We start from the raw sequence: 25,178 nt of genomic DNA, 5'->3' as shown, positions 1-25,178 counted from the left end.
TTAAGTGTTGGCAGGGGGTTGAACGTGCGTTGCAGCAAGTAGCGTGCGCCCGATGAAATCCTTCGGTCCCGTTGCCCCCGGCAAGGTGAAGAAATACCCGCCGCCGACTGGCTTGAGGTACTCCTCCAGGGGCTCGCCGTTGAGCCGGGTTTGTACGCTGATAAAACCTTTTTCCAGGTCGGCCTGGTAGCAGATGAACAGCAGCCCCATGTCCAGCTGACCGTTTTTGTTGACACCGTTGGAGTAGTTGAACGGCCGGCGCAGGATCAGGTTGGCCTGGGTCTGCGGCGTGCGCGGGTTGGCCAGGCGGATATGGGCATCGAGCTTGGTCAGCTTGCCTTGCGGGTCTTTGCTGTAATCGGGCACTTGGGCTTCGTGCTGGCCACCCATGGGCGCGCCGGTGGGCTTGATGCGGCCGATGATGCTTTCCTGTTCCTGCAGCGGCGTGCGGTCCCAACGCTCGACAAAATTGCGAATGATCCGCACCGCCTGGTAGCTGCCATTGGCCGCCCAGGCCGGTTCGTCACTGCCGGGCTGCACCCAGACCACTTGGTCCATGGTCTTGGCATCGTTGGAATTCGGGTTGGCCGAACCGTCACGAAAGCCCAGGAAGTTGCGCGCACTCTGCGCAGGCTCGCCGGGGCGGGCGGGCGCCTGTGGCGGCACGCTGCCTTCCTGCTTCCAGCGCACCAGCAGCAGGTCGGGCAGGTTCTTCACGATGTCGCGCAGGGCGTGGATATTGGTGTCCGGGGTGTTGGAGCAAAATTGCAGGCTCAGGTCGCCGTGGCACTGCGCCGCTTCCAACGCATCGTTGGGGAAACCGACCATGCGGATCAGACGCTTGGGTTTGGCTGCGCTGAGGCCGAAACGCTCATCGAACAGCGATTCGCCGACCGATACGGTGATGGTCAGGTTATCCGGCGTAACCACCGGGCCGAGGATGCCCGAATCGGTGGGCGGCAGTTTCGGGTCGACCTGCGGCACGCTGCCGCCGGTCATCAGGAAGCTGATGCGCTCGTTGAGGGTGCGGAACAGCCGCTCCAAATCGTCGCGATCACCAGCCAGGACATCGAAGGCCACCAGCATGCCGCAGGCCGGGCGCGGGGTGACGATGCCGCTTTGGTGCTTGCCGAAAAAATCGTGATGGTCCTGGGTCTTGTCGCTGCGCGGAGCGGTGGTCACTTGCTCGGCGGCAGCAGCCATGGCCGGGCAGCTCAAGGTGCTGCCGGCAAGCGCGGCACCGGTGGCGGCCATGCCCAGCAGGACGCGACGGCGTTGAAGGTCTAACGGTGGTAAATCACTCATGTATGCGGTCGTCTTCACTGTAGGCCGGAGAGGCCAAGGGCGGGGTCGATTCCATCGAGTGCGGCGGCCAGTACCTTGGCCTTGTCGGCGATCTGCTTGCGCTGATCGGCGGTAACACGGTCGTAGCGGCTGAACTGGCCGTCGACTTTCAAACCATCGAGCGCCGTCTCGAACGCGGCGAGGGCCGTGTCGATGTTCGGCAACAGGTCGGCGGCGGACTTGCTCAGCAGCGGACGCATCAGGTCCACCACCTTGCGCGCGGCATCCAGGTTGGCGGCGAAACCGTTCAGGTCGATATGGCTGTAGCGCTCCTCTTCGCCACTGACGGCGCGCACGTCGGCCAGGCTGTTGAGGTTGCGCACTACGATGCTCACCAGTTGCTCCGGTGGCAGCGACTGCGCCAGCAACTGTTGCTTGAGGGTGCCGACGTCGCTCACCAGGCGCTGCGCCAGCGGGGCCAGGCCATCGAGGCTGCGTTGCTGGAACAGGCCGTATTCGAGGCGGTGGAAGCCGCTGAAGGCTGGGTCCTGCTCGCGTTTTTCGAAATAATCGGCGCGGGCGTTGATCGCGTTGTCCAGTTGCGCCAGGCGTTGCGACGCCGCGGCGAGACGCTGATAAGCCTCGCGGGCCGGCACATACAGCGTCTGAGCCTGGGCCAGGTCACCGGCGTCGATCGCTTGTTGCAAGGCGGTGGTGGCGTTGATCAGAACGCTGGCCTGGCTGCTCAGGTACACACGGAATTCCGACAACGGCCCGATAAACGCCACCATCGACGGCTTGGCCTTGGCTTGGGCGTCGGATGCCGCCGTCGGCGTTACGTGCAAGGTGCCGCGCGGGTTGCTTAACAGGCCGCAGGTAATTGCATAGTCGCCGGGCAACAGATTGGCATTGATCACCTGGCTCAGGCCCGGCGCGATGTTTTCGCGTTCTTCGACCACCAGCACGCCGTCGAGGATCTCCCATTCCACCGCGCGGTCGGAGCGGTTGATGATGCGAAAACTCGCGCGCCCGGCCGCAACGGTCAGTGCGTTGGGTTCGCAGGCGTGGCCGTGAATGGTCACGACGGTTTCATCTTGGTGGGTCTGGCGCTTGGTCGCTGCCAGCTGCGAGGCATAGTAGAACAGGCCGCCGGCAGCGATCATCACGACCGCCGAGCCGGCCACCGCCCAGCGCAAGGCGCGTGGCGGCGAGGCCGGTTGAGGAGTTGGGTTGGACAAGGGACGGTCCTTACGGGTGAGAAACGGAAGAGGGCGCGGCGACCGGCTTGGCGGGTGCCGCGGGCAGGAAGAACATCGCCAGGGCCACCACCAGGTAGATCAGGTAGGCCCCCAGCGTGCTGACGGTCGGCGCATCCTGATAGCCGAACATCCCGGCGAGTACCGAGCCCACCGGGCCATCCATCGGCAACGTCGCGCTGACATCGAACAGCACGCTTTGCAGGTGGTTCCACACGCCGGCTTCATGCAGGGCCTGCACGGAGTTGGCGAGGATGCCGGCGGCCACCACCAGGATGAACAGGCCAGTCCAGCGGAAAAACGCGCCGAGGTTCAGGCGCATGCTGCCGCTGTAAATCAGGAACCCGACGATGATCGCCAGCACCAGGCCGAGCAGGGCACCCAGCGGTGCGCCGGGGCCTTCACTCTGCTGGAACACCGCCAACAGGAAAAACACGGTTTCCAGGCCTTCACGGGCCACGGCGAAAAACACCATCAGGATCAGCGCGGTGACTTGGTGGCGCGAGCCGGCCAGGGCATGGTCGAGGGATTGGTGCAGCGAATGTTTGATCGAGCGTGCAACCTTGCGCATCCAGAACACCATGGAACTGAGAATGCCCACGGCGACCAGGCCGACCACGCCTTCGAACAATTCCTGCTGCTTTTGCGGAAATTCGGCACTCATCAGTTCCAGGCCGCCACCGACCAGCAAGGCCAGGGCCGCGGCGAGGAAGACACCGACCCACACGGCGGGCATCCACTGGCCACGGCCGGTCTGTTGCAAGTAACTGGCGATGATGCCAACGATCAATGCGGCTTCAATGCCTTCGCGCAACATGATGAGAAAGGGAACAAGCATTCGACACCGCAGGGAAACTGGATAGGAAGCTAAGTTGTAACATAATGATACTCATTGCCAAACAAGAAACATTGACCTTTACTGAACGGCGGCTGAACGGTGGTGGCAAAACTCAAGCGCCCTTATGATGCACCCCACCTTTTGTGCCGTTGGATTGCCCCACACCCATGTCGGAAAAAGACACCATCTCCATCCATCTTGTGCGCGAAGCCCTGTTGCAGAGCTGCGCGTCGGAGGCAGCGAGCGTTGAGGCCTTGAGCAAGGCGGGCATTGCTCCCGAGCTGCTGTTGCAGCCTGGTGCACGTGTCTCGGCCACGACCTACGCTCGGTTGTGGCGCCTGCTGGCGCGGCGCCTGGACGATGAGTTTTTTGGCATGGACCCGCGCCCGCTCAAGTCCGGCAGCCTGGCGTTTCTGTGCCGCGTGGCCATGGCTCAACCGACGGTGGCGGCCGGGCTGGAAACCGGCTTGGCGTTCCTGTCATTGATGCTCGAGCATCTGCCTGCCCAATTGGTGCGCCAGCAAAGCCTGGCGGAAATCGTGCTGCTCGAAACCGAGCCCGAGCCACGCCGGGCGTTCAGCTATTTCACTTATTGGATGATCGTCCACGGCGTCGCCTGTTGGCTCGCGGGGCGGCGTATACCGATCCTGGCCATCGAACTGCGCTGCCCACAACCGGATTTTTGTGACGATTACCGGGTGATGTTCTCCGACAACCTGCGTTTCGACCGGCCGCGCACGCGCATGATCTTCTCCGCCGATTGCCTCGACCTACCGATCAAGCGCAGCGCCGAAGAACTCAAGCGTTTCCTTGGCCACGCACCGGCCAATATCCTGGTCAAATACCGCGACCCCGACAGCCTGGCCACGCGCATCAAGCACGACCTGCGCCAGATGCCGCCCGACACCTGGCCGGAAACCGACGGCCTGGCCGCCAACCTGTGCATCTCCGCCTCGACCCTGCGCCGCCGCTTGGCGGAAGAGGGGCAAACGTATCAGGGGCTCAAGGACAGCGTGCGCAAAGAGTTGGCGATTGTCTGGCTGGCCGAACCGCAGATCAGCTTTGCCGAAATTGCCACGCGATTGGGATTTGCCGATGCCAGTTCGTTCTACAAGGCGTTTCGTAAATGGGCAGGGTCGAATCCGGGGCATTATCGTAGTTTGATTTTGAACGAGACAAATCGCCTGTGATGGAGTGAGTGTACGGGATAAAGAGCCAAACTCAGGCACGCTCCTCTATCGAGAGATCACTGCGGGAAGAATTAACAAAAAATGCCCGTGCATTGATTGCATGATTGGCAGCGAACATGCCTTGAACATATTCGGGGATGCCTTGTGACCGCTTCACGTTGGGATGGCTTTCAAGAAACGAAAGGTAATCGTCCAGCTTTCGTTAAATAAGGCGATTGCATTGTATTTTACGTCTGTTTCAGCTTGCTGGCCGTTGGTATCAAAAGCACCCAGGCCAGATATGAACATATGAAACGCCTCGCCATCAATTACGTCGTTTTCATAAAACCGTCTGCCGACTTTTTTAGTTCGTTGGTGGTGATCGATGTCATGTCGTAGTCTTTCAAAAATGCTTTCAGATCATCAATCGACTCTTGTTTTCGAAGCTTCAACGCGTCCGAAGCTTTTGATTCTTCCGTTATCGTGAATGTATTGACAACTTGTTCCGGGTTCTTTATCTGGAACGGGTTAGACGCTTTGGCGTACCTCATTTGTTCCGCAGTCAATAAAACGGCCATAGTGAAATCCTCCATTAGTCGAAACGTATACTTTTATATCGGGCCACTCTTGTACCTACTTTAAAAAAGTGCCGTGACCGAATGGGCCGTGGGGCAAAGAATTGGCTGGATGCGACCAATCCAAGGAGATTTTTACATCAGAAGGCGCTGATGGCCTTCGTGCCCGTTGCATTACTGTGGTCATGTTATTTAACGAAAACAGTCTGTTGGAATAGATGCGAGGAAGTGTCTGACAGCGATTAGCTTGAGAGGGGTAGTCCATTTCCCAAATTGATCTACCGCGTGCAAATCCACCGGCTAAATCCGCGACAGCGCTTGAGCCGTTAATTAGATTACGACGCCATCTTCATTCAATCAGGAATGTATGCATGGCAAGCAACAGGCTCACATCAACCGGTTCCCTTCGCCCACTGCGGCTGAGAGGTTTTTAATGTCTCAGCCCTATGCGTTTATCAATGATTGGCAACAAACCTCAGTTGAACTCAAGGCAAGATTGCGCTTGAGCCAGCACGCCGAAGCCAAGTTCGACAGGCTCAATACCCATATTCGAAACGTTGTGGTGCTGCCGGGGCAGTTGGTCATCATCGGTGATGACTCCACGGTGTTGTGCAAGCCGGAAGAGCATCTGCTGATGCAATCCGCCTGGCGTATCCGCCATAGCGTGATGGCCGAAGGGGGCGACGCCTTTGCTTTGCAAAACTACGACCTGCTGCAGAAACTGCTGGGCTACACCTCGCTTGGGGTCGGTACGGCGGGGGATGCTTGGAATCGCCACTTGAAGGCGATCGTCAAAACCCTGGAAGAAATCGATGCCCTGCATAAACAGGCGTTGCGCCGAGGCGGTGGCGTAGCGCGGGATGAGTTTTTGGCGCGTCGCCAAACCCTGTTCAAAAAACTGGAGGCACAACTGCGCGGGTTCGCCCGTTACGGCACGGGTTTGCGTAATGAAGGCTCGATCAAGAAAATGCTCGGTATTTCCACCAAGAGTTATTTGCATACTGGAGAGATCAGCCGGTATGCCGAGAGGATTGCGCGGATTTCCAGGGTGGCGAAAGTGCTCAAGGCAGGGACGCCGTTGGGGATTGCTTTGAGCGCTGCGTCCACTGGGCTGGAGATCAAGGAAGCCTGTTCCACGGGGAGGGAGGAGCAGTGTACGAAGGCTAAGTATGTGGAGGTGGGGAAGCTGGCAGGAGGCGTTTCATTAGGCGCTGCCGGAGGGTTGATTGGATCGAGTTTGTGTCTTGCCGTACTGGTACCAACAACGGGTCCAGGTTCGCTGGCTTGTCTATTAATCGGTGGCGCGGCGGGCGGCGTCGCAGGAGGCGCGCTTGGCAGTAGGGGTGGGGAATTAGTGGGTGAAAAGCTCTATGAATATTAACGATTTCCTAAGTTCTCATATCATTTTCTGGTTTGAAATAGCGTTGTGTATTTCACTCGGCGTTGCCTTGCTGATCTATGTTTTTCTGGCCTATCGGCGTTTGGAATACATGGAGCGCCTTCTGAATAAATGCAGTTTCGTTGTGTTTCACGCCCAGTTTTGGGGCAACTCACCGCGAGGGAGAATGATGCGATTCGGCGCGGTCGCAGTAGCAGTATTGCTGCCAAAGCGGAACTTAAAACGTGGTGTCATTGACTGGCAGCAAGTCCAGGAATTTCCTCGCTGCCTGAAAAACTTGTTCCGTGGTATCTATTTCGTCATCGTCGTTGTCTTTATGTACGGCATCGTTTTTTGGCTGCATAAATGAAACAATGTTCAGTAGGACTATTTTTTTCAGTTGAGGAGCCAAAAAAAGCATCGTGATTGAATGGAGTGCGGGGCAAAAACTGGCTGGTTGCGACCAACCAAAGAAACTCTTTACATCATCTGGTGCTGCTGGTATTTCGCGTCAGTTACGTTGCCGCAGTCATATTGTTTAACGAAATTATTCCATTGGAATAGCTATTAGGAAGTGTCTGGCAGCTATTGGTAGGCGAGGGGAAGTCCATTTCCAAAGTTGATCGACGATGCGCGAATTTATCTGGTAAATCCGCGACAACGCTTGAGCCGTTAATTAGATTACGACGCCATCTTCATTCAATCAGGAATGCATGCATTGCAAGCAACAGGCTCACATCAACCGGTTCCCTTCGCCCACTGCGGCTGAGAGGTTTTTAATGTCTCAGCCCTACGCGTTTATCAATGGTTGGCAACAAACCTCAGTTGAACTCAAGGCAAGATTGCGCTTGAGCCAGCACGCCGAAGCCAAGTTCGACAGGCTCAATACCCATATTCGAAACGTTGTGGTGCTGCCGGGGCAGTTGGTCATCATCGGTGATGACTCCACGGCGTTGTGCAAGCCGGAAGAGCACCTGCTGATGCAATCCGCCTGGCGTATCCGCCATAGCGTGATGGCCGAAGGGGGCGACGCCTTTGCCCTGCAAAACTACGATTTGTTGCAGAAACTGCTCGGCTACACGTCGCTCGGTATCGGCACGGCGGGGGATGCTTGGAATCGCCACTTGAAGGCGATAGTCAAAACCCTGGAAGAAATCGATGCCCTGCATAAACAGGCGTTGCGCCGAGGCGGTGGCGCAGCGCGGGAGGAGTTTTTGGCGCGTCGCCAAACCCTGTTCAAAAAACTGGAAGCACAATTGCGCGGGTTCGCCCGTTACGGCACGGGTTTGCGTAATGAAGGCTCGATCAAGAAAATGCTCGGTATTTCCACCAAGAGTTATTTGCATACTGGAGAGATCAGCCGGTATGCCGAGAGGATTGCGCGGATTTCCAGGGTGGCGAAAGTGCTCAAGGCAGGGACGCCGTTGGGGATTGCTTTGAGCGCTGCGTCCACTGGGCTGGAGATCAAGGAAGCCTGTTCCACGGGGAGGGAGGAGCAGTGTACGAAGGCTAAGTATGTGGAAACGAGTAGGTTAGTAGGCGGGGTTGCTGGTGGTTTAGTGGGGGGGCTATGCGGCGGCCACGTTATGTTTCGTTGTGTTGGGGCCCACTACAGGACCGCTATCATTAAGTTGTTTGTTGATCGGCGGCGGGACCGTAGGCGCTGTCATGGGCAGTCGTGGAGGGGATCTGGGCGAGCATTTAGGAGAGAAACTATATGAGTATTGATTGTTTTATTTATCATCCGCTGAAGCTCTGGTTTGATTTGACTCTGTTTTTTTTGGTCTTCATCGCCTTTGTGGTTTTGATATACCTGGCTTATCGAAGACTCGACGAAATGGAATATCTTCTAAACAAATGCAGTCTTATCACACCCAATCAACGTGTTTGGGGTAATTCGATTCGAGGAAGAATGATTCGACTATCTGCCGTCACCGCAGCGGTTGTTCTACCAAAGTGGAACGTAAAACGAGGTGCAGTGGATTGGCAGCAGGTACAAGCCTTTCCTCGTAACCTCAAGCGATTGCTTCAGGGAACCCTGCTTGTTGGAGTGCTTTTTCTAATGAGCGCCACCGCTGACATCTTGTATAAGTGGCTACATCAGTAACTGCGACACAAAAAAAAGCCCCATGACCAAACGGACCACGGGGCTAAAAATTGGCTGGATGCGACCAACCAAAGGAGCTCTTTACATCACTTGGCCGTAGCGACCACCGTATCCGGCTGCCAACCGCCACCCAGCGCCTTGTAGATCGCAACAATCCCGCGATACAGATCAACCTCGGCCTGGGCCTGGGAGTCTTCGGCGGCCAGGCGTTCGCGTTGTGCGTCGAGCAGCACGAGGAAGTCCACGGTGCCTTCGCGGTAGCGGATCGCGGCGAGGTCGGCGGCGGCGCGGCTGGATTCGCTTTGGCGGATCAGCGAGACCAGGCGTTGCTGACGCTTGCCGTAGTCGCTGAAGGCGTTCTCGGATTCTTCCAACGCCAGCAACACTTGCTGCTCGTAGTTGGCCAGGGCGCCATCGGCCTCGGCATCGGCGCCGCGCAGGCGCGCACGCACGCTGCCCAGGTCAAACGCGGCCCAGGTGATGCTCGGGCCGAGGGCCCAGGCATTCGCCGCGGATGAACCGATCTGCGAACCGCGCCCGGCGGTGAAGCCGAGGAAGCCGCTGAGGCTGACCCGTGGGAACAGGTCGGCCTTGGCCACGCCGATGCGCGCGGTGGCGGATGCCAGTTTGCGTTCGGCACTCAGAATGTCCGGGCGCCGTTGCAGCAGTTGCCCTGGATCGCCGATCGGCAGCGCCTTGGCAATCGCCGGCAAGTCTTTTGGGCTCAGGTCCACGCTCAGCTTGTCGGGGCGCTGGCCGAGGAGGGTGGCGATGCGGTTGCGCTCGCGCACTTGTTCGGCCTGCAGTTGCGGCACGCTGGCTTCCACCGCTGCGAGGCGCGCGTCGGCACGCTCCACGTCGAGTTGGTCGCCCACGCCGGCATCGCGCAGGCTGACGGTGATGGTGCGCGACTCCTGTTGGTTCTTCAGGTTGTCCAGGGCGATGCGTTCACGCAGTTGCGCGCCGCGCAGTTGACCATAGGCGTCCACCAGTTCGGCAATCAGCGTGACTTGCAGCTGGTACAGGTCGGCTTCGGCCGCTTGCTGGTCGGCGTCGGTGGCTTCCAGGTTGCGCTGGATGCGGCCGAACAGGTCCAGCTCCCAGGCCATGTCCAGGCCCAGGTCATAACGCTCGCTGTTGACGCGCTTGGTGGTCTGGCCAGGGATTTGCCCCTTGGCCAGGTCACTGCTGGCACGGCTGGTGATGGTCGGCATCGCGTCGTTGCTGGCGTCATCGCGGATCGCCCGTGCGGCCCGCAGGCGGGCAAACGCCACACGCAGGTCGCGGTTACCGCTCAGCGACTGGGTCACCAACTGGTTCAGAGTCGGGTCGTCGAATTGCTGCCACCAGATGCCTTCGAATTTCCCGTGGTCGTATTTTTTGGCATCGGCGGCAGCCGTGATATTGGCCGCCTCCGGGGTCTGGGTTGTGTAGTCCGGGCCCACGGCACAGGCGCTCAGCGCCAGGACCAGCAAGCTCGGCAGAAAGACTTTCACACTCATTGCTGTGTCTCCAGCTTCAAGGCCTTGGCCGCTTTGCGCGCGTCCTGGCGCTCCACATAGCGACGGATGAGTACGTAGAACACTGGTGTCAGCAACAGCCCGAAGAAGGTCACCCCGATCATCCCGGAGAACACCGCCACGCCCATGGCATGCCGCATCTCGGCACCGGCACCGCTGGACAGCACCAGGGGCACCACACCCATGATGAAGGCGAACGAGGTCATCAGGATCGGCCGCAGCCGCAGACGGCAGGCTTCCAGCACCGCGGCGAGCGGGTCGAGGCCTTCCTGCTGTTTATCCTTGGCGAACTCGACGATCAGAATCGCGTTCTTACAGGCCAGGCCCACCAGCACGATCAGGCCGATCTGGGTGAAGATGTTGTTGTCGCCGCCCGAGATGATCACCCCGGTGATGGCCGACAGCAGCGTCATCGGTACGATCAGGATCACCGCCAGCGGCAGGCTCCAGCTTTCGTATTGGGCGGCCAGTACCAGGAACGCCAGCAGCACACAGAGCGGGAACACGAACAGCGCGGTGTTGCCCGAGAGGATTTGCTGATACGTCAGGTCGGTCCACTCGTAGGTCATGCCGTTGGGCAGTTCATCCTTCAGCAGTTTTTCAATCGCGGCCTGGGCCTGGCCGGAGCTGTAGCCCGGTGCAGCGTTGCCGTTGATTTCCGCGGTGATGAAGCCGTTGTAGTGCATTACGCGGTCCGGGCCGGAGGTGTCGCTGACCTTGATGAAGGTCGCCAGCGGGATCATCTCGCCTTTGTTGTTACGCACTTTCAGCTGGCCGATCTGGTCTTCATCCAGGCGGAACTGCTGTTCAGCCTGCACGTTGACCTGGTAGGTGCGGCCGAAGCGGTTGAAGTCGTTGGCATACAACGAACCCAGGTAGATCTGCAGGGTGTCGAAGATGTCGCTGATCGCCACGCCGTGGGTCTTGGCCTTTTCGCGGTCGATGGCGGCATCGACCTGGGGCACGTTGACCGTGTAGCTGGTGAACAGGCCGAACAGCTCCGGCGTGGTGCGGCTCTTGGTGATGACGTTCTGCACTTCTTTGTACAGCTCTTCGTAACCCAGGTTGCCACGGTCTTCGATCTGCAGGCGGAACCCGCCGATGGTGCCCAGGCCCTGTACCGGCGGCGGTGGGAAGATCGCCATGTAGGCTTCCTGGATGTCGCTGTACTTGCCGTTCAGCGCACCGGCAATCGCACCGGCGGACATGCTCGGGTCTTTACGCTCGTCGAACGGTTTGAGGGTCACGAACACGATGCCGCTGTTCGGGCTGTTGGTGAACCCGTTGATCGACAGGCCCGGGAAGGCCACGGCGCTTTCCACGCCCGGCTGTTTCAGGGCGATGTCGGACATGCGCTTGATCACGTCTTCGGTGCGATCCAGGCTCGCGGCGTCCGGCAATTGGGCGAAAGCCACCAGGTACTGCTTGTCCTGGGCCGGTACGAAACCGGTCGGGGTGTGGGCAAACCCGAACCACGTCAGCACCATCAGGCCAGCGTACAGGAACAGCGCGATGCCGCTGCCGCGGATCACCCGGCGCACGGTGCCGACGTAGCCATGGCTGGCTTTTTCGAAGAAGCGGTTGAACGGCCGGAACAACCAGCCCCCCAACAGCTTGTCGAGCACCTTGGAGAAACGATCCTTCGGCGCGTCATGGCTGCGCAGCAACACGGCAGCCAGGGCAGGGGACAAGGTCAGCGAGTTGAAGGCCGAGATCACCGTCGAAATCGCAATGGTCAAGGCGAACTGCTTGTAGAACTGCCCGGTCAAGCCGCTGATGAAGGCTGCGGGAATGAACACGGCGCACAGCACCAGTGCCGTGGCGATGATCGGCCCGGTCACTTCGCTCATGGCCTTTTCAGTCGCCTGGAACGGTTCCAGCCCAAGCTCGATGTTGCGCTCGACGTTCTCCACCACCACGATGGCGTCATCCACCACGATGCCGATGGCGAGTACCAGGCCGAACAAGGACAGTGCGTTGAGCGAGAAGCCGAACAGGTGCATCACCGCAAACGTACCGATCAGCGAGACCGGCACCGCCACCAACGGAATGATCGAGGCGCGCCAGGTCTGCAGGAACAGGATCACCACCAGCACCACGAGGATCAGCGCTTCGAACAGGGTATGCACCACCGCCTCGATGGAGCCGCGCACGAAGATGGTCGGGTCGTAGACGATGCTGAAGTCCATGCCTTCGGGGAAGCTCTTCTTCAGCTCCGCCATCTTGTCGCGCACTTCGTTGGAGATCTGGATCGCGTTCGAGCCTGGGCGCTGGAAGATCGGGATCGCCACGGCCGGCTGGTTGTTGAGCAACGAACGCAGGGCGTATTGGCTCGAACCCAGCTCGACCCGCGCGATGTCTTTGAGGCGCGTGATTTCACCGTTATCGCCGGAGCGAATGATGATGTTCTCGAACTCTTCTTCCGTGACCAGTCGGCCCTGGGTGTTCACCGACAACTGGAAGCTGGTGGCATTCGGTGCAGGCGGCGCACCCAGCGCACCGGCGGCCACTTGACGGTTCTGCTCGCGAATCGCGGTCACCACATCGGTGGCGGTCAGGTTGCGCGAAGCGGTCTTGTTCGGGTCCAGCCAGACGCGCAGGGAATAGTCGCCCATGCCGAACAGCTGCACATCACCCACGCCGCCCAGGCGCGCCAACTCGTCCTTGATGTTGAGCAAGGCGTAGTTGGACAGGTAAAGCATGTCGTAACGCTGATCCGGGGAGGTCAAATGCACCACCATGGTCAGGTCGGGGGAGGCCTTGTCCACGGTGATACCGATGCGCGTCACTTCCTCGGGCAGCTTGGGTTGCGTGCGCGTCACACGGTTTTGCACCTGCACCTGCGCGTTGTCCAGGTCGGTGCCCAGGGCGAAGGTGATGGTCAGGGTCAGTTTGCCGTCGGCGGTCGACTGCGAGGACATGTACAGCATGTTCTCGACGCCGGTGATCGCCTGTTCCAGCGGCGCGGCGACGGTTTCGCCGATGACTTTGGGGTTGGCGCCAGGGAAGTTGGCACGCACCACCACGGTCGGCGGCACCACTTCCGGGTATTCGCTGATCGGCAGTTGGAACAGCGAGATCGCGCCAGCGATCAGGATCAACAGCGAGAGCACCGCTGCGAAGATCGGCCGCGAAATGAAGAACTTGGAAAAATTCATCTTGAGTCGTATCCCTTAACCGCGTGGAGTCGCGACGGCTGCGAGCTTGGGCGCGGTTTTTTCCGGCGCCACTTGCTCCAGGTTGCTGGCTTCAAGCGCTTGTCGTTGTTGGGCCAAGGCGGCGAGGGTTTCCTTGCTGGCCATCGGGATGGTTTCCGGGGCGACCGGCGCGCCCGGGCGCACACGCTGCAGGCCCTTGACGATAATGGTGTCGTCCTTGTTCAGGCCGCTGCGCACGATGCGCAAACCTTCGATCTTCGGCCCCAGTTCCACCGAGCGGTAGGCTGGCTTGTCGCCTTCCATCACCAGCACGAACTTCTTGCCCAGGTCGGTGCCGACCGCTTCATCGTTGATCAGCACGGCGGAGTAGGTGCCGCTGCCGACCAGTTTCAGGCGGGCGTACAAGCCAGGGGTGAATTCGCCTTTGCTGTTGTCGAATACCGCGCGGCCACGGATGGTACCGGTGGCCGGGTTGACCTGGTTGTCGACGAAGTTCATCTGGCCCAGGTGCGGGTTGCCGGTTTCATTCGACAGGCCCAGGTACACCGGGGTGGTCGCGCCACGGCGACCCTGGCGGGCGAGTTCGGTGTACTTGAGGTACACGCGTTCATCGGCGTCGAAGTAGGCGTAGACCTTGTCGGTGGAGACCACGCTGGTCAGCGCGGTGACGTCGGCGGTGACCAGGTTGCCAGCGGTGATCTCGGCACGGCTGACACGGCCGCTGATCGGCGCGATGACGCGGGTGAAGCTCAGGTTCAGCTTGGCCAGGTCCAACTGCGCCTGGATGCCGGCGACAGCGGCGCGGGCTTCCTGGGCGGCGGTGGTGCGCGAGTCGGCCAGTTCGGCGGAGATCGCGTTGCTCTGACGCAGGCGTTCGCCCCGTTGCGCTTCGTTATCGCTGCGGGTGGCGGCGGCTTTGGTCTGTTGCAGTTGGGCTTCGAGGCGGCGCACCTCGGCCTGGAACGGGCGTGGGTCGATCTGGAACAGCAGGTCGCCTTTCTTCACGAGGGCGCCTTCGGTGAAGGCCACCTGATCGATCTGGCCGGACACCCGTGGACGGATCTGCACGGTTTCCGGTGCTTCCAGGCGTCCGGTGAATTCGTCCCACTCGTTGACCGGTTGCTCAAGCACCTTGGCCACGCTGATTTTTGCAGGAGGCATGGCGGCCGCTTGTTCCGGGGTTTTGCCGCACGCGCTCATCACCGCCACGGCCAGAATCGCCAGGGGCAAGCGTAAGTGTTTGAGTGTCTGTTCCATGAGGTGTATCCGCCAATGTATTTGAGATGGGCGGATCATGCGCGGGGAGCTGCTAGGTCACGAATCGAATGAAGCAAAGATAACTATCATTCGGAATGATATAAGCGCGGAGTGAGCCCTCTAGTCTGCGGGTTTCATTAGGCAGCTATCAATATGCTTGATGACAAAGGCATGTTGCGCGCGCTGCAAGGAACGCCGCAATGCCTACCTGGCACTGTCGCTCGCCAGCTGCGCAACGATGCGTTCTATCAACATTCTCACCCGTCTGGGCTGAATGCGCGTGGGCGGGTAGACGATGTTCAGCGCTGTGCGGCCCAAGTCGTAATCCTCGAGCACCTCGACCAAGCGGCCAGCGTCGAGATCGGCACGCACGTCCCACACCGATTTCAAGCAAATTCCGTGGCCGGCCAGGCACCATTGGCGGACCAGCGCGCCGTCGTTCGCCACGCGGCGGCCACGCACCATGATCCGGTGGGTCTGCCCGTGCTGCGTGAACGCCCACTCCCGCGAAATATTGACGCCGAAGCGCATCACCAGGCACTCGTGCGCGGCCAGGTCCTCGGGGTGTTGCGGGGTGCCGTGGCGCGCCAGGTACAGCGGTGATGCACACACCACTCGGCGGTTTTCGCCAATCAGACGGGCATGCAGTGTGCTGTCGGCCAGCGCGCCGAAGCGCACGGCGAAGTCGATCCCCTGGCCGACGGGGTCGACATAGCCATCGCTGAGGTTCAGGTCGATGCTGACCTGCGGGTGCTCCTGCATGAACTGCGCAAGGATCGGCTCGATGTATTGGCGACCGAAGTCTTGCGGGGCGCTGAGGCGGATCGGCCCGCAAAGGGTGTCGGCGCCCAGGCGAATGCTGGTGTGCAACTCGTCGGCGTCTGCCAACAGGCGATGCGCGCCATCGACCAGCAGGCGGCCTTCATCCGTGAGGTTGATCGCACGGGTGGTGCGCTTGAGCAGGCTGGCGCCGTAAAAGCTCTCCAGCTGCGCCAGCCGTTCCGACACCGAGGCTGGCGATAAGCCCAGTTCCCTGCCGGCGGCAGACAGCCCGCCTTTCTCGACGATCAACAAAAACAGCTCAAGGTTCTTCAGCAGCATTATTCGGTTTTTTCGAAAGTGATTTTTGATTTCAGCTCAATTATCAAAATAAACCTAAAGGACTAACGTTGCATCCGTGTTTATTCAACGGAGTTACCGTCATGTCATCTGTGAACCTGCAACGGCGTACCTTCCTGGCCCAGGCGGGCGCGGGCGCCGCGGTGTTGACCGCCGGATCGCTGCTCGGCAGCGCCAACGCGAGCGCGGCGCAGGCCGGGCAGAGTGGGGCGGCACCGGCTGCGCGCCAGGCCAAGGGTGGTTTCTGGCCCGGCGACACACGGCTTGTGGTCTCGATCTCGATGCAGTTCGAGGCCGGTGGGCAACCGCTGAAGGGCACCGACAGCCCGTTTCCCAAAGTGGACTTCCCCGACAGCGTGCCCGCTGACCCGGCCACCAATACCTGGTTCGCCTATGGCTACCGCGAAGGCATTCCCAGGCTGCTCGACCTCTGGGATCGGCATGGGGTGAAGGTCACCAGCCACATGATCGGCGATGCGGTGAAGCGGCATCCGCAGTTGGCCCGGGAAATCGTCGCGCGCGGACACGAGGCGGCGGGCCATGGCCCGCGCTGGAGTTCGCAATTTGCCATGAGCCGCGATGAAGAACGCACGTTCCTGCGCCAGGCCGCGAGCATGGTGCAGGACGTCACCGGCCAGCCGGTCAGCGGTTACAACTGCAATTGGCTGCGCCGTGGCCCCAACACCCTGGCGCTGCTGCAAGAGCTTGGCTACGTCTATCACATCGACGATGTGAGTCGCGACGAGCCGTTTATCGAGCAGGTCAACGGCCAGGATTTCGTGGTGGTTCCGTACACCTTGCGCAACAACGACATCGTCTTGATCGAAGGCCGCAACTACTCACCGTCGCAGTTCCTGGAACAGGTGAAGCTGGACTTCGACCAGCTGTACGAAGAGGCCGGCAGCCGGCGCCGCATGATGTCGATCAGCGCCCACGATCGCATCAGCGGTACGCCGCAAATGGTCCGGGTCTGGGATGAGTTTTTGCGCTATGCCAACCGCCACCCCGGCGTGGCCTTCATGCGCAAGGACGCTATCGCGCAGTACACCCTTAAAAGCCCGCTTAGCCTGCGCGAACACGAGACCCTCTGAGCCCATCACCCAAGGAGATTTTTCAATGAAACCCTCACCTATAGCGCGCGTTTGCCTCATCGCCACACTCTTGACCTCGACCTTTTCCGGCGCCGTCCTCGCGGCCAACACTGAACTGGTCAAGCCGGGTGTGCTGGTGGTGGACAAGAGCCTCCCGCCTGCGCAACTGGCGCTCATGGAAACCGCCGCCCGCCGTTATGACACCTTCTGGGACACCGGCGACGAAAGCCTGGCCCGTGAGGCGCTGGCCGCAGATTTCATCGACAAAACCCCACCGGCCGGACGTAAACAAGGCCCCGAAGGCCCGTTGCTCGCCTCCCGGGCGTTTCGTGAAGCGGTGCCGGACCTGCGTTGCGAGGTCGAACACATGCTCATCGCCGGCGACCGCGTGGTGGTTCACCTGCATTTTCGCGGGCACTTCACCGGCACCTTCGGCCAGATCAAGGGCGGTGGGCAGCCCGTGGACTTTATCGCCACCGATATCTATCAGATCGACAACGGCAAGATCGCCGCCAACTGGCACATCGAAGACAACCTCACCTTGATGAAACAGTTGGGCGCCCTGTAATCCTTGAGAGGCATCGCGTGCCTGACACTTCGGGCCAGGTCGAAGCATGGCCGGGTGGCAATTCTTTACAATTGCGGCTTCTATTAGCCGTTGTGCTGCCACGCGAGGAAACGCCATGACTTCGTCCATCGATCCCGGCCTGCTGGCTATCTATGAAGCCTGGCACGCCAGCGTCTGTGCCGGCGACCTGGCCGCGACGGCGGCGTTGTATGCCGAGCAGGCGGTGTTCGAAACGCCGCTGGTGCTGGCGATCTACCCCGACCACGGCAGCGGCGTGCTGGTCGGCCGGGGGACGATCCAGCGGTTCATGGAGGACAGCAAGCGCCGCTTTCCCAATGACCTGGCTGAGTGGTATCGCAGCGATAAAGCCTTCATCAACGGCCGCAACCTGACGTGGGAATACCCGCGCAAGACGCCGACGGGGGAGCAGGTCGACCTGATGGAAATGATGGAGATAGAAAACGGCTTGATCACCTGCCACCGCGTGTATTGGGGCTGGTATGGCGTGCGCTTGCTGGCGCCAGTACTGGCGAAGGCGCAAGCGCTGTGAACCCGCGTGCGGCGGTTGCGATCATTGGTGGGTCGGTGACCGGTGTCGCGGCGTTTATCCAACTGGTGCGCGCCGGCAACGCCAAGCGTATCGACATCATCGATCCCGAGGGGCTGGCGGACTCGATTGCCTTCGGCGTCTGCGAGGACGTGCTGTTATGCAATACCTCGGTGCAGACCCTGTCGATACTGGACGATGAACCGCACGACTTTCAGCGTTACCTCCAGGCGCAGGGCATCGACGTCGGCGAAGACGCGTTTGTGCCAAGGACCTGGGTGGCGGGCTATCTCAAGCAACGCTATGCCGAGTACCGCGATGTGGCCGAGGCCCGGGGCATTGCGCATCGGATCGTGCGGGCGACGGTGCGGCATATCCAGCCGGTCGCGCGCGGCGACTATCGCCTGGTGCTGGATGAAGGCGGCGACCTGCGCGCCTGTGCCGTGCTGGTCTGCACCGGCAGTGCCGCGCCGTTCGTGCCGCCGCTGGTCAGCCCGCATGCCGGTGCGCCGGGCATTTTCTCCACGCCATACCCGGCCAAGGCCTGGCTGGACAGCCTGGATAAACCGTCACGGGTCTTGGTGCTGGGCAGTCGCCTGTCGGCGGTCGACAGTGTGTTGCTGCTCTGCGGCGCGGGGCACCAGGTGCTGATGGCGTCGCCTTCCGGGCGTTTGCCGGGCGTGCGTACCGCCACCCCCCGGCGTGGCGCGGTGGCCCTGGATGAAGCGCGATTCGCCCGGCTGGACCTGGAAAACCCCAAGCTGTACTGGCACTTGCTGCGCATCGTTGCGCGGGCGACCAAGGCGATCAATGGCCGCTCGCTGCGCGAACAAGTCGATCGCAGCGCGGAGCCCACCCAGCGCCTGCGCGGCGAGGTCGCCTTGGCCCGACGGGGCGCGACGGACTGGCAGAACCTGTTGGTGCAGTGCATGGACCTGGCCGACGGGAAGTTGCGCGCGGCGCCGCCCTCGGTGCGCGTGGCGGCGCTGCAAAACTGCTGGGAAGCGGTCGGGCGTTACCTGTTCGCGGTGCCTTTGCAGACCGCAACCACGCTGCTGCGCCTGATCGACGAAGGGCGCCTGCAACTGGCCGCGCACTTGCCGACACAGCTTGAGTGGCAAGGCCAATGGCGGGTCCACGATGCCCAGGGGCGCATCGAGGCGGTGGATGCGGTGGTGTGCGCCAGCGGTTTTCATAAACAGTTTTTCCATGCCTCGCGCAACGGCCTTGAGCTGCAGGTGCCGCCGGCAACGCCGTGTACGCCGCCTTATGTGTCAGCGCAGTTGCAGGTCAGCCTGCCCGGCGCCGAAGCGCCGGAAGACATCTGGCTGCTGGGCATGGCCTCGTACCTGGCGGCGCCGATGGTCAATTCGGTGTACCAATCGGTGCGCCAGGCCCGCGAGGTGGTGATGCTGCTCGCCGAGCACCCTTCATTCATGGACAAACACGCAACCGAGGCAGTGGCATGAAAGTATATGGCGACAGAGGTTCGAGCAATACCCGGCGCGTACTGACGACCGCCGCTTACCTGGGGCTTGAGGTCGAATTCGTCTTCCTCGACCTGTTCAGTGGCGAGAACCGCACGCCGGAGTACCTGGCGCTCAACCCCAACGGCACGATCCCGACCTTGGTCGACGGCGACGTGGTGCTGTTCGAAGCCTCGGCGATCATGATTTACCTGGCGGAACGGGCCGGCTCGTCATTGCTGCCCGCGGGCAACGCCAAGTACGAAACGCTCAAATGGATGTTCTGGGCCGCCGAGCATTTTCGTCGCGGGCCCACGGTGCTGATCGAGCAGCGGTTCATGGACCGCCTCAAAGGCCGCGCCGAGAACCCGACCCTGGTGGCCGAAGCGCTGCAGGCGATCCACCGCTACACGGCGGTGCTCGACGGGCACTTGCGCACCCGGCGCTTTGTGGTGGGCGACGCGTTGAGCCTGGCGGACATCGACCTGGCGGCCCCGCTGAGTCATATCCCGCGGACCCAGGCGCCGTTTCTGGAGTATCCCCATGTGGCGGCCTGGTACGCACGGATCAATGCGCTGCTCGCCTGGCAGCAGAGCGGGGTGGCCCAGGAGCGCCGCATCGCCGAAATCGAGCGCTTGTTCAGCTCGCAACAGGTGCCGGCATAAGGGTTTTCCTGGCCGGGGTCACGGCATGCAGCGGTGCTTCGAGATGGCGCAGGTGCTCAATCCCCAGATGCAGCTTGAATGCCCGCCAGCCCGAGCCGGTCACATGTACCGCGCGCGAGCCGGCGGTTCGGCGCAGCCAACCCAACTGGCAAAAAGTCTCCAGCAGGTGGGTGCCGAGCGGCCCGGCGATGTGATGTTGCCGTTCGGTCCAATCCAGGCAGCGGCGGGCCTGGAGGTGGTCGTGCAAGCATGGCTCGCCGGCCTGCGGGTTGAGTGACTGCAGCCACTCGGTACCACGCCGGGTGAGCACGTATTCGCGCTCGTCGCTTTCAAGGAGAAAACCCTGCTCCAGCATGCCTTGGGTCACCGCTACGCCGACCTGGCCGGCCAGGTGGTCGTAGCAGCAACGGGCAAAACGCAATTCATGGGCCGAACGGTTGGGCAGGCTACGCCACGAACTGGTTTGCGGTGCGACCGCCGCCAGGCTTTCCAGCACATGGGACACATCGGGGCCGGCCAATTGATAGAAGCGGTTGCGGCCCTTGGTCTCCACGGTGAGCAAGCCGCCGTCGAGCAGCTTCGCCAGGTGCGAACTGGCCGTCTGCGGCGTCACGCCAGCGGCATCGGCCAAGGCGCTGGCAGACATCGAACTGCCATCTGCCAGGGTGATCAGGATCACTGCGCGCACGGGTTCGGCGATCAGGTAGGCGATGGATGAGATTTTTGGCTGGGTCATTCCGTCGAACTCCGTGCTGTGCCAGGTGAAATCGGATTTCAGGATGACATAAACATAAACACTTCGACACAGCTCGAAGCGTTTATCCCAGAAAGCTGCATATAGTCGAGCCGCCCCCTTAAAGGACGCTCGCGGTCATGACCTCCAACACCCGCTACCAACGACAAGTACTGATTGCGACGAGTCTGAGCTATGTGGTCGTTATCCTCGACACTTCGATTGTCAACGTGGCAGTGGAATCGATTTCCCGCACCTTTGGCTCGGGTATCACCGGGCTGCAGTGGGTGATCAACGCATATACCCTGACCTTCGCCAGCCTGCTGCTGACGGGCGGCCTGCTGGGCGATCGTTTCGGCGCGAAGAAAATCTACGCCGTCGGCCTCGGCCTGTTTGCCCTGGCCTCGGCGTTGTGCGGCCTGGCCACCGACCTGCCGGAGTTGGTCGGTGCGCGGGTCCTGCAGGGGCTGGGCGCTGCGTTGCTGGTGCCGTGTTCCTTGATGTTGATCAACAGCGCTTACCCGCAGACCCACCAGCGCGCCGGCGCCATTGGCGTGTGGGCCGGGTGCGGCGGCATCGCCATGGCGGCCGGACCGCTGGTGGGCGGCGTACTGATCGAGCTGTTCGGCTGGCGCAGCATCTTCTTGATCAACGTGCCGATCGCCCTGGTGGGCGTGTGGCTGACCTCGCGCATCCCGTCTTCGGCACCGTTGGCGCCAAACCGGCACTTGGACGTCACCGGGCAAGTCGCCGCGATTATCGCGCTGGCGACCTCGGTGGCGGTGCTGATTGAAGGGGCGAAGCTGGGGTGGAACTCCGAATGGGTGTACGCCTGCGTGTTCGTGGCCTGTATCGCCTGGTGCGTGTTCTTTGTGACCGAAAGCCGCCACAAGGACCCGATGCTGCCGCTGCAGTATTTCCGCAACCCGGTGTTCTCGGGGGCGACGCTGCTGTCGCTGGCGTCGGCCCTGGTGTTCTATGGCCTGTTTTTCCTGCTCAGCGTGTACTTCCAGAGCGAGCGTGGCTGGTCGCCGCTGGACACCGGGCTGGCTTTCCTGCCACTGACCGCCATGGTCACCCTGGGCAGCTTCACCTGCGGCCGGCTGACCCGTGCGTATGGCGCGCGCGCCGTGCTGTGTGCGGGGTTCGGCCTGTACACCGTGGGGTTTATCGGCCTGTTCGCCCTGGCCAGTGACGCACCGTACTGGCGTATCGCAGTGTGCTACCCGGCCGTGGGGTTCGGTGCCGGGATCATCACCCCGGCCGCCACCTCCGTGCTGATGAGTGTGGTCGACCGCGCCAAGGCCGGGGTGGCGGCGGGCACGCTCAATGCCAGCCGCCAAAGCGGCTCCGCCTTCGGCGTGGCGATCTTCGGCGCCTTGCTCACCTCGATTCAGCCCCTGGGCGATGCCATCGACGTCGCCGTCAGCGTCGCCATCGGTTTGTCGTTGCTCGCCATGCTGATGGCCGCCCTGGTGTTGAAAGCGCCGGCGGCGCAACCCGTGGAAAGTTGATGGACCTGCACCTGTAAAGGCGATTGCCCGGCACGTTTTCGTGACATTCGCGAGGCGTCGCTGCACCTGAAAAACATCATCAATAGGGATAATGATCATGAATCTGCGTTCTGCACCTGCAGTTGTCGATATGGCGGGGATCGGCATCGGTCCGGCCAACCTTAGCCTGGCGGCGCTGGCCCAGCCCAAACCGAGCATTAGCGCCGCGTTCTTCGAGCGCAGCAGCGAATTTCAATGGCATGCGGGGATGATGGTGCCCGAGGCCAAACTGCAGGTGCATTACCTCAAGGACCTGGTCAGCCTGGTGGACCCGTCCAACCCGCTGTCATTCCTCGCTTACCTGGCGCAGAAAAAACAGCTGCTCAGTTTTATCAACGCGCATTTCGAGCAGGTGCTGCGCCGCGAGTTCAACCAGTACTACCGCTGGGCGTGCAGCCAGCTGCCGAATCTGCATTTCAACAGCGAAGTGCGTTCGGTGACGTTCGATAACGGCCTGTTCCTGCTCCAGGGCGATACCTGGGCGCAACCGGCGCGCCACCTGGTGTTGGGCACCGGGCAGCAACCGTCGATCCCGGCGTGCGCGCAGGCGCATCTGGGCGATACGCTGTTTCACTCCTCGCAGTACATGACCCGCAAGCGCAGCTTCAAAGACCAGCGCGTGGTGGTGATCGGTGGCGGCCAGACCGGGGCCGAAATCATCCAGCACCTGCTGTCCGACACCGCCGCCTTGCCCGCCAGCGTGACCTGGGTCTCGCGGCGCTGGAATTTTTCGCCGCTGGATGAGTCGCCGTTTACCAACGAGCTCTACACCCCGCAGTACAGTGACCACTTTTTCGCCCAGCCCGAGGCCGTGCGCCGGCCACTGCTGGTCGAGCAGAAACTGGCGAGCGACGGCATTTCCCAAGCGTTGTTGCAGTCGATTTATCGCCGCCTGTACGAGCTCAAGCACGTCTTGCAGCACCCCTGTCACATTCGCCTGCTGCCCGGGCGCGAGTTGACCGCGATTCAGCAGCGCCCCCATCACTGGAGCCTGTCGATGGCGCACGGGCACAGCCAGGTGCAGGAGGAACTGAGTGCCGACACCGCGGTGCTGTGTACAGGCTATGCCTACCAGATGCCGGCGTGCCTGGCGGCGCTCGAATCACGGATTACCCGATGCAACGGCGAGTATGTCTTCAACGATGACTATTCCGTCGCCTGGGATGGGCCGCAGGGCTCGGCCATCTATGTGCAAAACGCCGCGCGTAGCCAGAAAGGCATCGCCGACCCGAACCTGGGCCTGATCCCCTGGCGTTGCGCGAACATCATCAACAGCGTCAGCGGGCAAGCCCTGTACGACTTGGATGAGCCCGAGGCGTTCGTCCAATGGGGCGCCAACGAAGTATTCGACGAGGTCGGCGATGCGCGTTTCGATCGCCTGACCGCTCTCGCCAACTAGACCCAGGAGCCCGGTCATGGAACCCATCACACTTGCCCCCAACGGCAATGCCCCGGTGATTCGAGAAACCGAGGAGCCCGTGGCGCCGGAAGGCGTGCGCCTGTACCTGCACCACTTTGCCGGCAAACTGGCCAATGCGCCGATCCAGTCATCGCGTTTCACCCTCGAGCCACACAGCGCGACCGACGAAGACAAGCACGCCGTGAACGAAATCTGGTTTATCAGCGGCGGCGAGCTGGACGTCTTCTACGACGGCACCTGGCACGCGGTCAGAAATGGCGAAAGCCTGTATTTCGCGCCCTGGCGGCCGCATTTCGCGCGCAACAACGGCACGACCCAGGTCCAGGTGTTTTCGGTGTGGTGGGCATGAGCATGGAGCAGCACTTCGACCTGGTGATTGTCGGCGGCGGCATTATCGGTGCCTGGGCGTTGCATCATGCGACGCAACGCTATCCCCACTGGCAGATTCTGCTGATCGACCGCTACCGCATCGGCGACGGGGCCACCGCCCATTCGGCGGGTGTGCTGCTGGCCACCGGCCGCTCGCCGCGCGAACGGCGCCTGGCCGGGGAGAGCGCCGAGCTGTATCGGGCCCTGCGTGATCGCCTGGGCATCCGCACCACCCAGGCGCCGGTGTACTGGCTGGCCGAACGCAGCTTTAGTGCAGACATCGAGCAGGCCCTGGTCGATGCGCCGGTTCAGCCCGCCGACCTGTGCGCGCCGGACCTGGGCTTACGCCTGGGCGCCTCACTCAAGGTTGGCGCGAACGAAAGCCTGTTGCGTGGCGGCACCGCCGAAAGCTATGAGCCACCGCTGGTGGCGCGGTTGCTGATCGGCCACAGCCTGGCCAGTGCCCATGTGCGCTGCATCGAAGGCGTGGGCGTGCAGCAGATCGATGCGCTGGGCAGCGGCACGCGCATCACCCTGGCCGACGGCGCCACGCTGCGCGCCCGCCGCACCCTGGTTGCCACGGGGCCGTGGGTCAGCGAGCCGCCGTTCGACGCGCTTGCCGCGCGCCATGGGCTGCGAGTGAAGAAGGTGGTGGCCCTGCATATCGACGGCGTACCGCCGAGCAACGCCGCGGCGCTGTTCCTGCCGCAATCCGACGCTTACCTGATGCCATTGGCGGCGCGTAACCAGTGGTTGTTCAGCTTCCGGTGCGATGAATGGGACGTTGCGCCGCGCAAACACGCACTGGAAATCAACCGCCACGATGTACAGGTGGCCACCCGCACGCTGGCGCACTACCTGCCCGAGCTGGTGGCCCGCTGTCGCGGCGGCCGGGTGTTCTGCGACAGCTACAGCCCCGGCGGAGAGTCGCAGGTGAGCTTCGACGCCGGGCAGAACCTGGTGTTTGCCGGCGCCGGCAGCGGCGCCGGTTTCCGCCTGGCACCGGGCATTGCCCGCGAAGCCGTGGACCTGCTCGTCGCCCAGTGGCCCGATGCGCCCGCTACCGCCAAACCCACCCTTTCTACTGTTTCGATGGATTGAAAAG

23 protein-coding genes are annotated in these 25,178 nt (G+C 61.6%); 14 read left to right on the top strand and 9 right to left on the bottom strand.

The window, feature by feature from the left end:
- The 3 genes from efeB to efeU are packed head-to-tail and all read right to left on the bottom strand — an operon-like array spanning position 1 to position 3,378.
- On the bottom strand, positions 1 to 1,305 hold the full coding sequence (gene efeB, locus ACVWZP_RS07320) for an iron uptake transporter deferrochelatase/peroxidase subunit (RefSeq protein ID WP_026140066.1): 1,305 nt from the start codon (positions 1,303 to 1,305) through the stop codon (positions 1 to 3).
- Between the two features lie 14 nt (positions 1,306 to 1,319).
- The gene (gene efeO / locus ACVWZP_RS07315; RefSeq protein WP_457369610.1) at positions 1,320 to 2,522 is read right to left on the bottom strand and encodes an iron uptake system protein EfeO; all 1,203 of its coding nucleotides are present in this window, start codon (positions 2,520 to 2,522) and stop codon (positions 1,320 to 1,322) included.
- Positions 2,523 to 2,532: 10 nt separating this feature from the next.
- Positions 2,533 to 3,378, bottom strand: coding sequence for an iron uptake transporter permease EfeU (gene efeU, locus ACVWZP_RS07310; protein WP_017847276.1), 846 nt, complete (start codon positions 3,376 to 3,378; stop codon positions 2,533 to 2,535).
- Between the two features lie 167 nt (positions 3,379 to 3,545).
- Between efeU and ACVWZP_RS07305 the strand changes: the two genes are divergently transcribed.
- Positions 3,546 to 4,568, top strand: a complete 1,023-nt coding sequence (locus tag ACVWZP_RS07305; RefSeq protein WP_457369609.1) for an AraC family transcriptional regulator — start codon at positions 3,546 to 3,548, stop codon at positions 4,566 to 4,568.
- A gap of 308 nt (positions 4,569 to 4,876) precedes the next feature.
- Here ACVWZP_RS07305 and ACVWZP_RS07300 read toward each other — a convergent pair whose 3' ends face one another.
- Complete coding sequence (locus ACVWZP_RS07300) at positions 4,877 to 5,125, bottom strand: hypothetical protein (RefSeq protein WP_256822970.1); 249 nt, start codon at positions 5,123 to 5,125, stop codon at positions 4,877 to 4,879.
- Positions 5,126 to 5,555: 430 nt separating this feature from the next.
- Between ACVWZP_RS07300 and ACVWZP_RS07295 the strand changes: the two genes are divergently transcribed.
- The 4 genes from ACVWZP_RS07295 (at position 5,556) to ACVWZP_RS07280 (ending at position 8,607) form a co-directional block, all read left to right on the top strand.
- Complete coding sequence (locus ACVWZP_RS07295; protein ID WP_457369608.1) at positions 5,556 to 6,503, top strand: hypothetical protein; 948 nt, start codon at positions 5,556 to 5,558, stop codon at positions 6,501 to 6,503.
- On the top strand, positions 6,493 to 6,870 hold the full coding sequence (locus ACVWZP_RS07290; protein WP_079443681.1) for a hypothetical protein: 378 nt from the start codon (positions 6,493 to 6,495) through the stop codon (positions 6,868 to 6,870). The genes ACVWZP_RS07295 and ACVWZP_RS07290 overlap by 11 nt, the downstream gene beginning before the upstream one ends.
- Before the next feature lie 409 nt (positions 6,871 to 7,279).
- Complete coding sequence (locus ACVWZP_RS07285; protein ID WP_457369607.1) at positions 7,280 to 8,221, top strand: hypothetical protein; 942 nt, start codon at positions 7,280 to 7,282, stop codon at positions 8,219 to 8,221.
- On the top strand, positions 8,218 to 8,607 hold the full coding sequence (locus ACVWZP_RS07280) for a hypothetical protein (protein WP_079443682.1): 390 nt from the start codon (positions 8,218 to 8,220) through the stop codon (positions 8,605 to 8,607). Before ACVWZP_RS07285 ends, ACVWZP_RS07280 begins: the two co-directional genes overlap by 4 nt.
- Positions 8,608 to 8,693: 86 nt before the next feature.
- Here the strand turns inward: ACVWZP_RS07280 and ACVWZP_RS07275 are convergent, their stop codons facing one another.
- The 4 genes from ACVWZP_RS07275 to ACVWZP_RS07260 all read right to left on the bottom strand — a co-directional run bounded on the left by ACVWZP_RS07275 (position 8,694) and on the right by ACVWZP_RS07260 (position 15,643).
- Positions 8,694 to 10,109 (bottom strand): efflux transporter outer membrane subunit, encoded by a 1,416-nt coding sequence (locus tag ACVWZP_RS07275; protein WP_017847282.1) that lies wholly within the window; start codon positions 10,107 to 10,109, stop codon positions 8,694 to 8,696.
- On the bottom strand, positions 10,106 to 13,285 hold the full coding sequence (locus tag ACVWZP_RS07270; protein WP_046383237.1) for an efflux RND transporter permease subunit: 3,180 nt from the start codon (positions 13,283 to 13,285) through the stop codon (positions 10,106 to 10,108). The genes ACVWZP_RS07275 and ACVWZP_RS07270 overlap by 4 nt, the downstream gene beginning before the upstream one ends.
- A 15-nt stretch (positions 13,286 to 13,300) precedes the next feature.
- On the bottom strand, positions 13,301 to 14,542 hold the full coding sequence (mexE, locus tag ACVWZP_RS07265; protein ID WP_017847284.1) for a multidrug efflux RND transporter periplasmic adaptor subunit MexE: 1,242 nt from the start codon (positions 14,540 to 14,542) through the stop codon (positions 13,301 to 13,303).
- 204 nt (positions 14,543 to 14,746) lie between these two features.
- Positions 14,747 to 15,643: a LysR family transcriptional regulator gene (locus tag ACVWZP_RS07260; protein WP_046383239.1), complete on the bottom strand. Its 897-nt coding sequence runs from the start codon at positions 15,641 to 15,643 to the stop codon at positions 14,747 to 14,749.
- 101 nt (positions 15,644 to 15,744) lie between these two features.
- Here ACVWZP_RS07260 and ACVWZP_RS07255 point away from each other — a divergent pair, with 101 nt between their 5' ends.
- The 5 genes from ACVWZP_RS07255 to ACVWZP_RS07235 all read left to right on the top strand — a co-directional run bounded on the left by ACVWZP_RS07255 (position 15,745) and on the right by ACVWZP_RS07235 (position 19,998).
- Entirely contained in the window at positions 15,745 to 16,752 is a 1,008-nt protein-coding gene (locus ACVWZP_RS07255; protein WP_046383240.1) for a polysaccharide deacetylase family protein, read from the top strand.
- A gap of 25 nt (positions 16,753 to 16,777) precedes the next feature.
- The gene (locus tag ACVWZP_RS07250; RefSeq protein WP_126589501.1) at positions 16,778 to 17,320 is read left to right on the top strand and encodes an ester cyclase; all 543 of its coding nucleotides are present in this window, start codon (positions 16,778 to 16,780) and stop codon (positions 17,318 to 17,320) included.
- Between the two features lie 115 nt (positions 17,321 to 17,435).
- Positions 17,436 to 17,870 carry a nuclear transport factor 2 family protein gene (locus ACVWZP_RS07245; protein WP_046383242.1) on the top strand — a complete coding sequence of 145 codons (435 nt, stop codon included), beginning with the start codon at positions 17,436 to 17,438 and terminating at the stop codon, positions 17,868 to 17,870.
- Positions 17,867 to 19,336 carry an FAD/NAD(P)-binding protein gene (locus ACVWZP_RS07240; RefSeq protein ID WP_457369606.1) on the top strand — a complete coding sequence of 490 codons (1,470 nt, stop codon included), beginning with the start codon at positions 17,867 to 17,869 and terminating at the stop codon, positions 19,334 to 19,336. Before ACVWZP_RS07245 ends, ACVWZP_RS07240 begins: the two co-directional genes overlap by 4 nt.
- Positions 19,333 to 19,998 carry a glutathione S-transferase family protein gene (locus ACVWZP_RS07235; RefSeq protein ID WP_017847290.1) on the top strand — a complete coding sequence of 222 codons (666 nt, stop codon included), beginning with the start codon at positions 19,333 to 19,335 and terminating at the stop codon, positions 19,996 to 19,998. The genes ACVWZP_RS07240 and ACVWZP_RS07235 overlap by 4 nt, the downstream gene beginning before the upstream one ends.
- Here ACVWZP_RS07235 and ACVWZP_RS07230 read toward each other — a convergent pair.
- Positions 19,973 to 20,734, bottom strand: coding sequence for an ArsR/SmtB family transcription factor (locus ACVWZP_RS07230; protein ID WP_288076544.1), 762 nt, complete (start codon positions 20,732 to 20,734; stop codon positions 19,973 to 19,975). The genes ACVWZP_RS07235 and ACVWZP_RS07230 overlap by 26 nt on opposite strands.
- A 137-nt stretch (positions 20,735 to 20,871) precedes the next feature.
- On the opposite strand from ACVWZP_RS07230, the gene ACVWZP_RS07225 reads away from it, so the two are divergent.
- The 4 genes from ACVWZP_RS07225 (at position 20,872) to ACVWZP_RS07210 (ending at position 25,174) form a co-directional block, all read left to right on the top strand.
- Positions 20,872 to 22,245: an MFS transporter gene (locus ACVWZP_RS07225; protein WP_046383245.1), complete on the top strand. Its 1,374-nt coding sequence runs from the start codon at positions 20,872 to 20,874 to the stop codon at positions 22,243 to 22,245.
- 97 nt (positions 22,246 to 22,342) lie between these two features.
- Positions 22,343 to 23,683 carry a lysine N(6)-hydroxylase/L-ornithine N(5)-oxygenase family protein gene (locus tag ACVWZP_RS07220; protein ID WP_126586751.1) on the top strand — a complete coding sequence of 447 codons (1,341 nt, stop codon included), beginning with the start codon at positions 22,343 to 22,345 and terminating at the stop codon, positions 23,681 to 23,683.
- Positions 23,684 to 23,699: 16 nt separating this feature from the next.
- Entirely contained in the window at positions 23,700 to 24,053 is a 354-nt protein-coding gene (locus ACVWZP_RS07215) for a cupin domain-containing protein (protein ID WP_046383247.1), read from the top strand.
- On the top strand, positions 24,050 to 25,174 hold the full coding sequence (locus ACVWZP_RS07210; RefSeq protein WP_234427192.1) for an NAD(P)/FAD-dependent oxidoreductase: 1,125 nt from the start codon (positions 24,050 to 24,052) through the stop codon (positions 25,172 to 25,174). Before ACVWZP_RS07215 ends, ACVWZP_RS07210 begins: the two co-directional genes overlap by 4 nt.
- The last annotated feature ends 4 nt before the right edge of the window (positions 25,175 to 25,178 follow it).

The organism is Pseudomonas sp. TE36184 (assembly GCF_054060055.1).
Note: the sequence above shows the minus strand (reverse complement) of the source record. Positions and strands in the feature narration are given on the sequence as shown.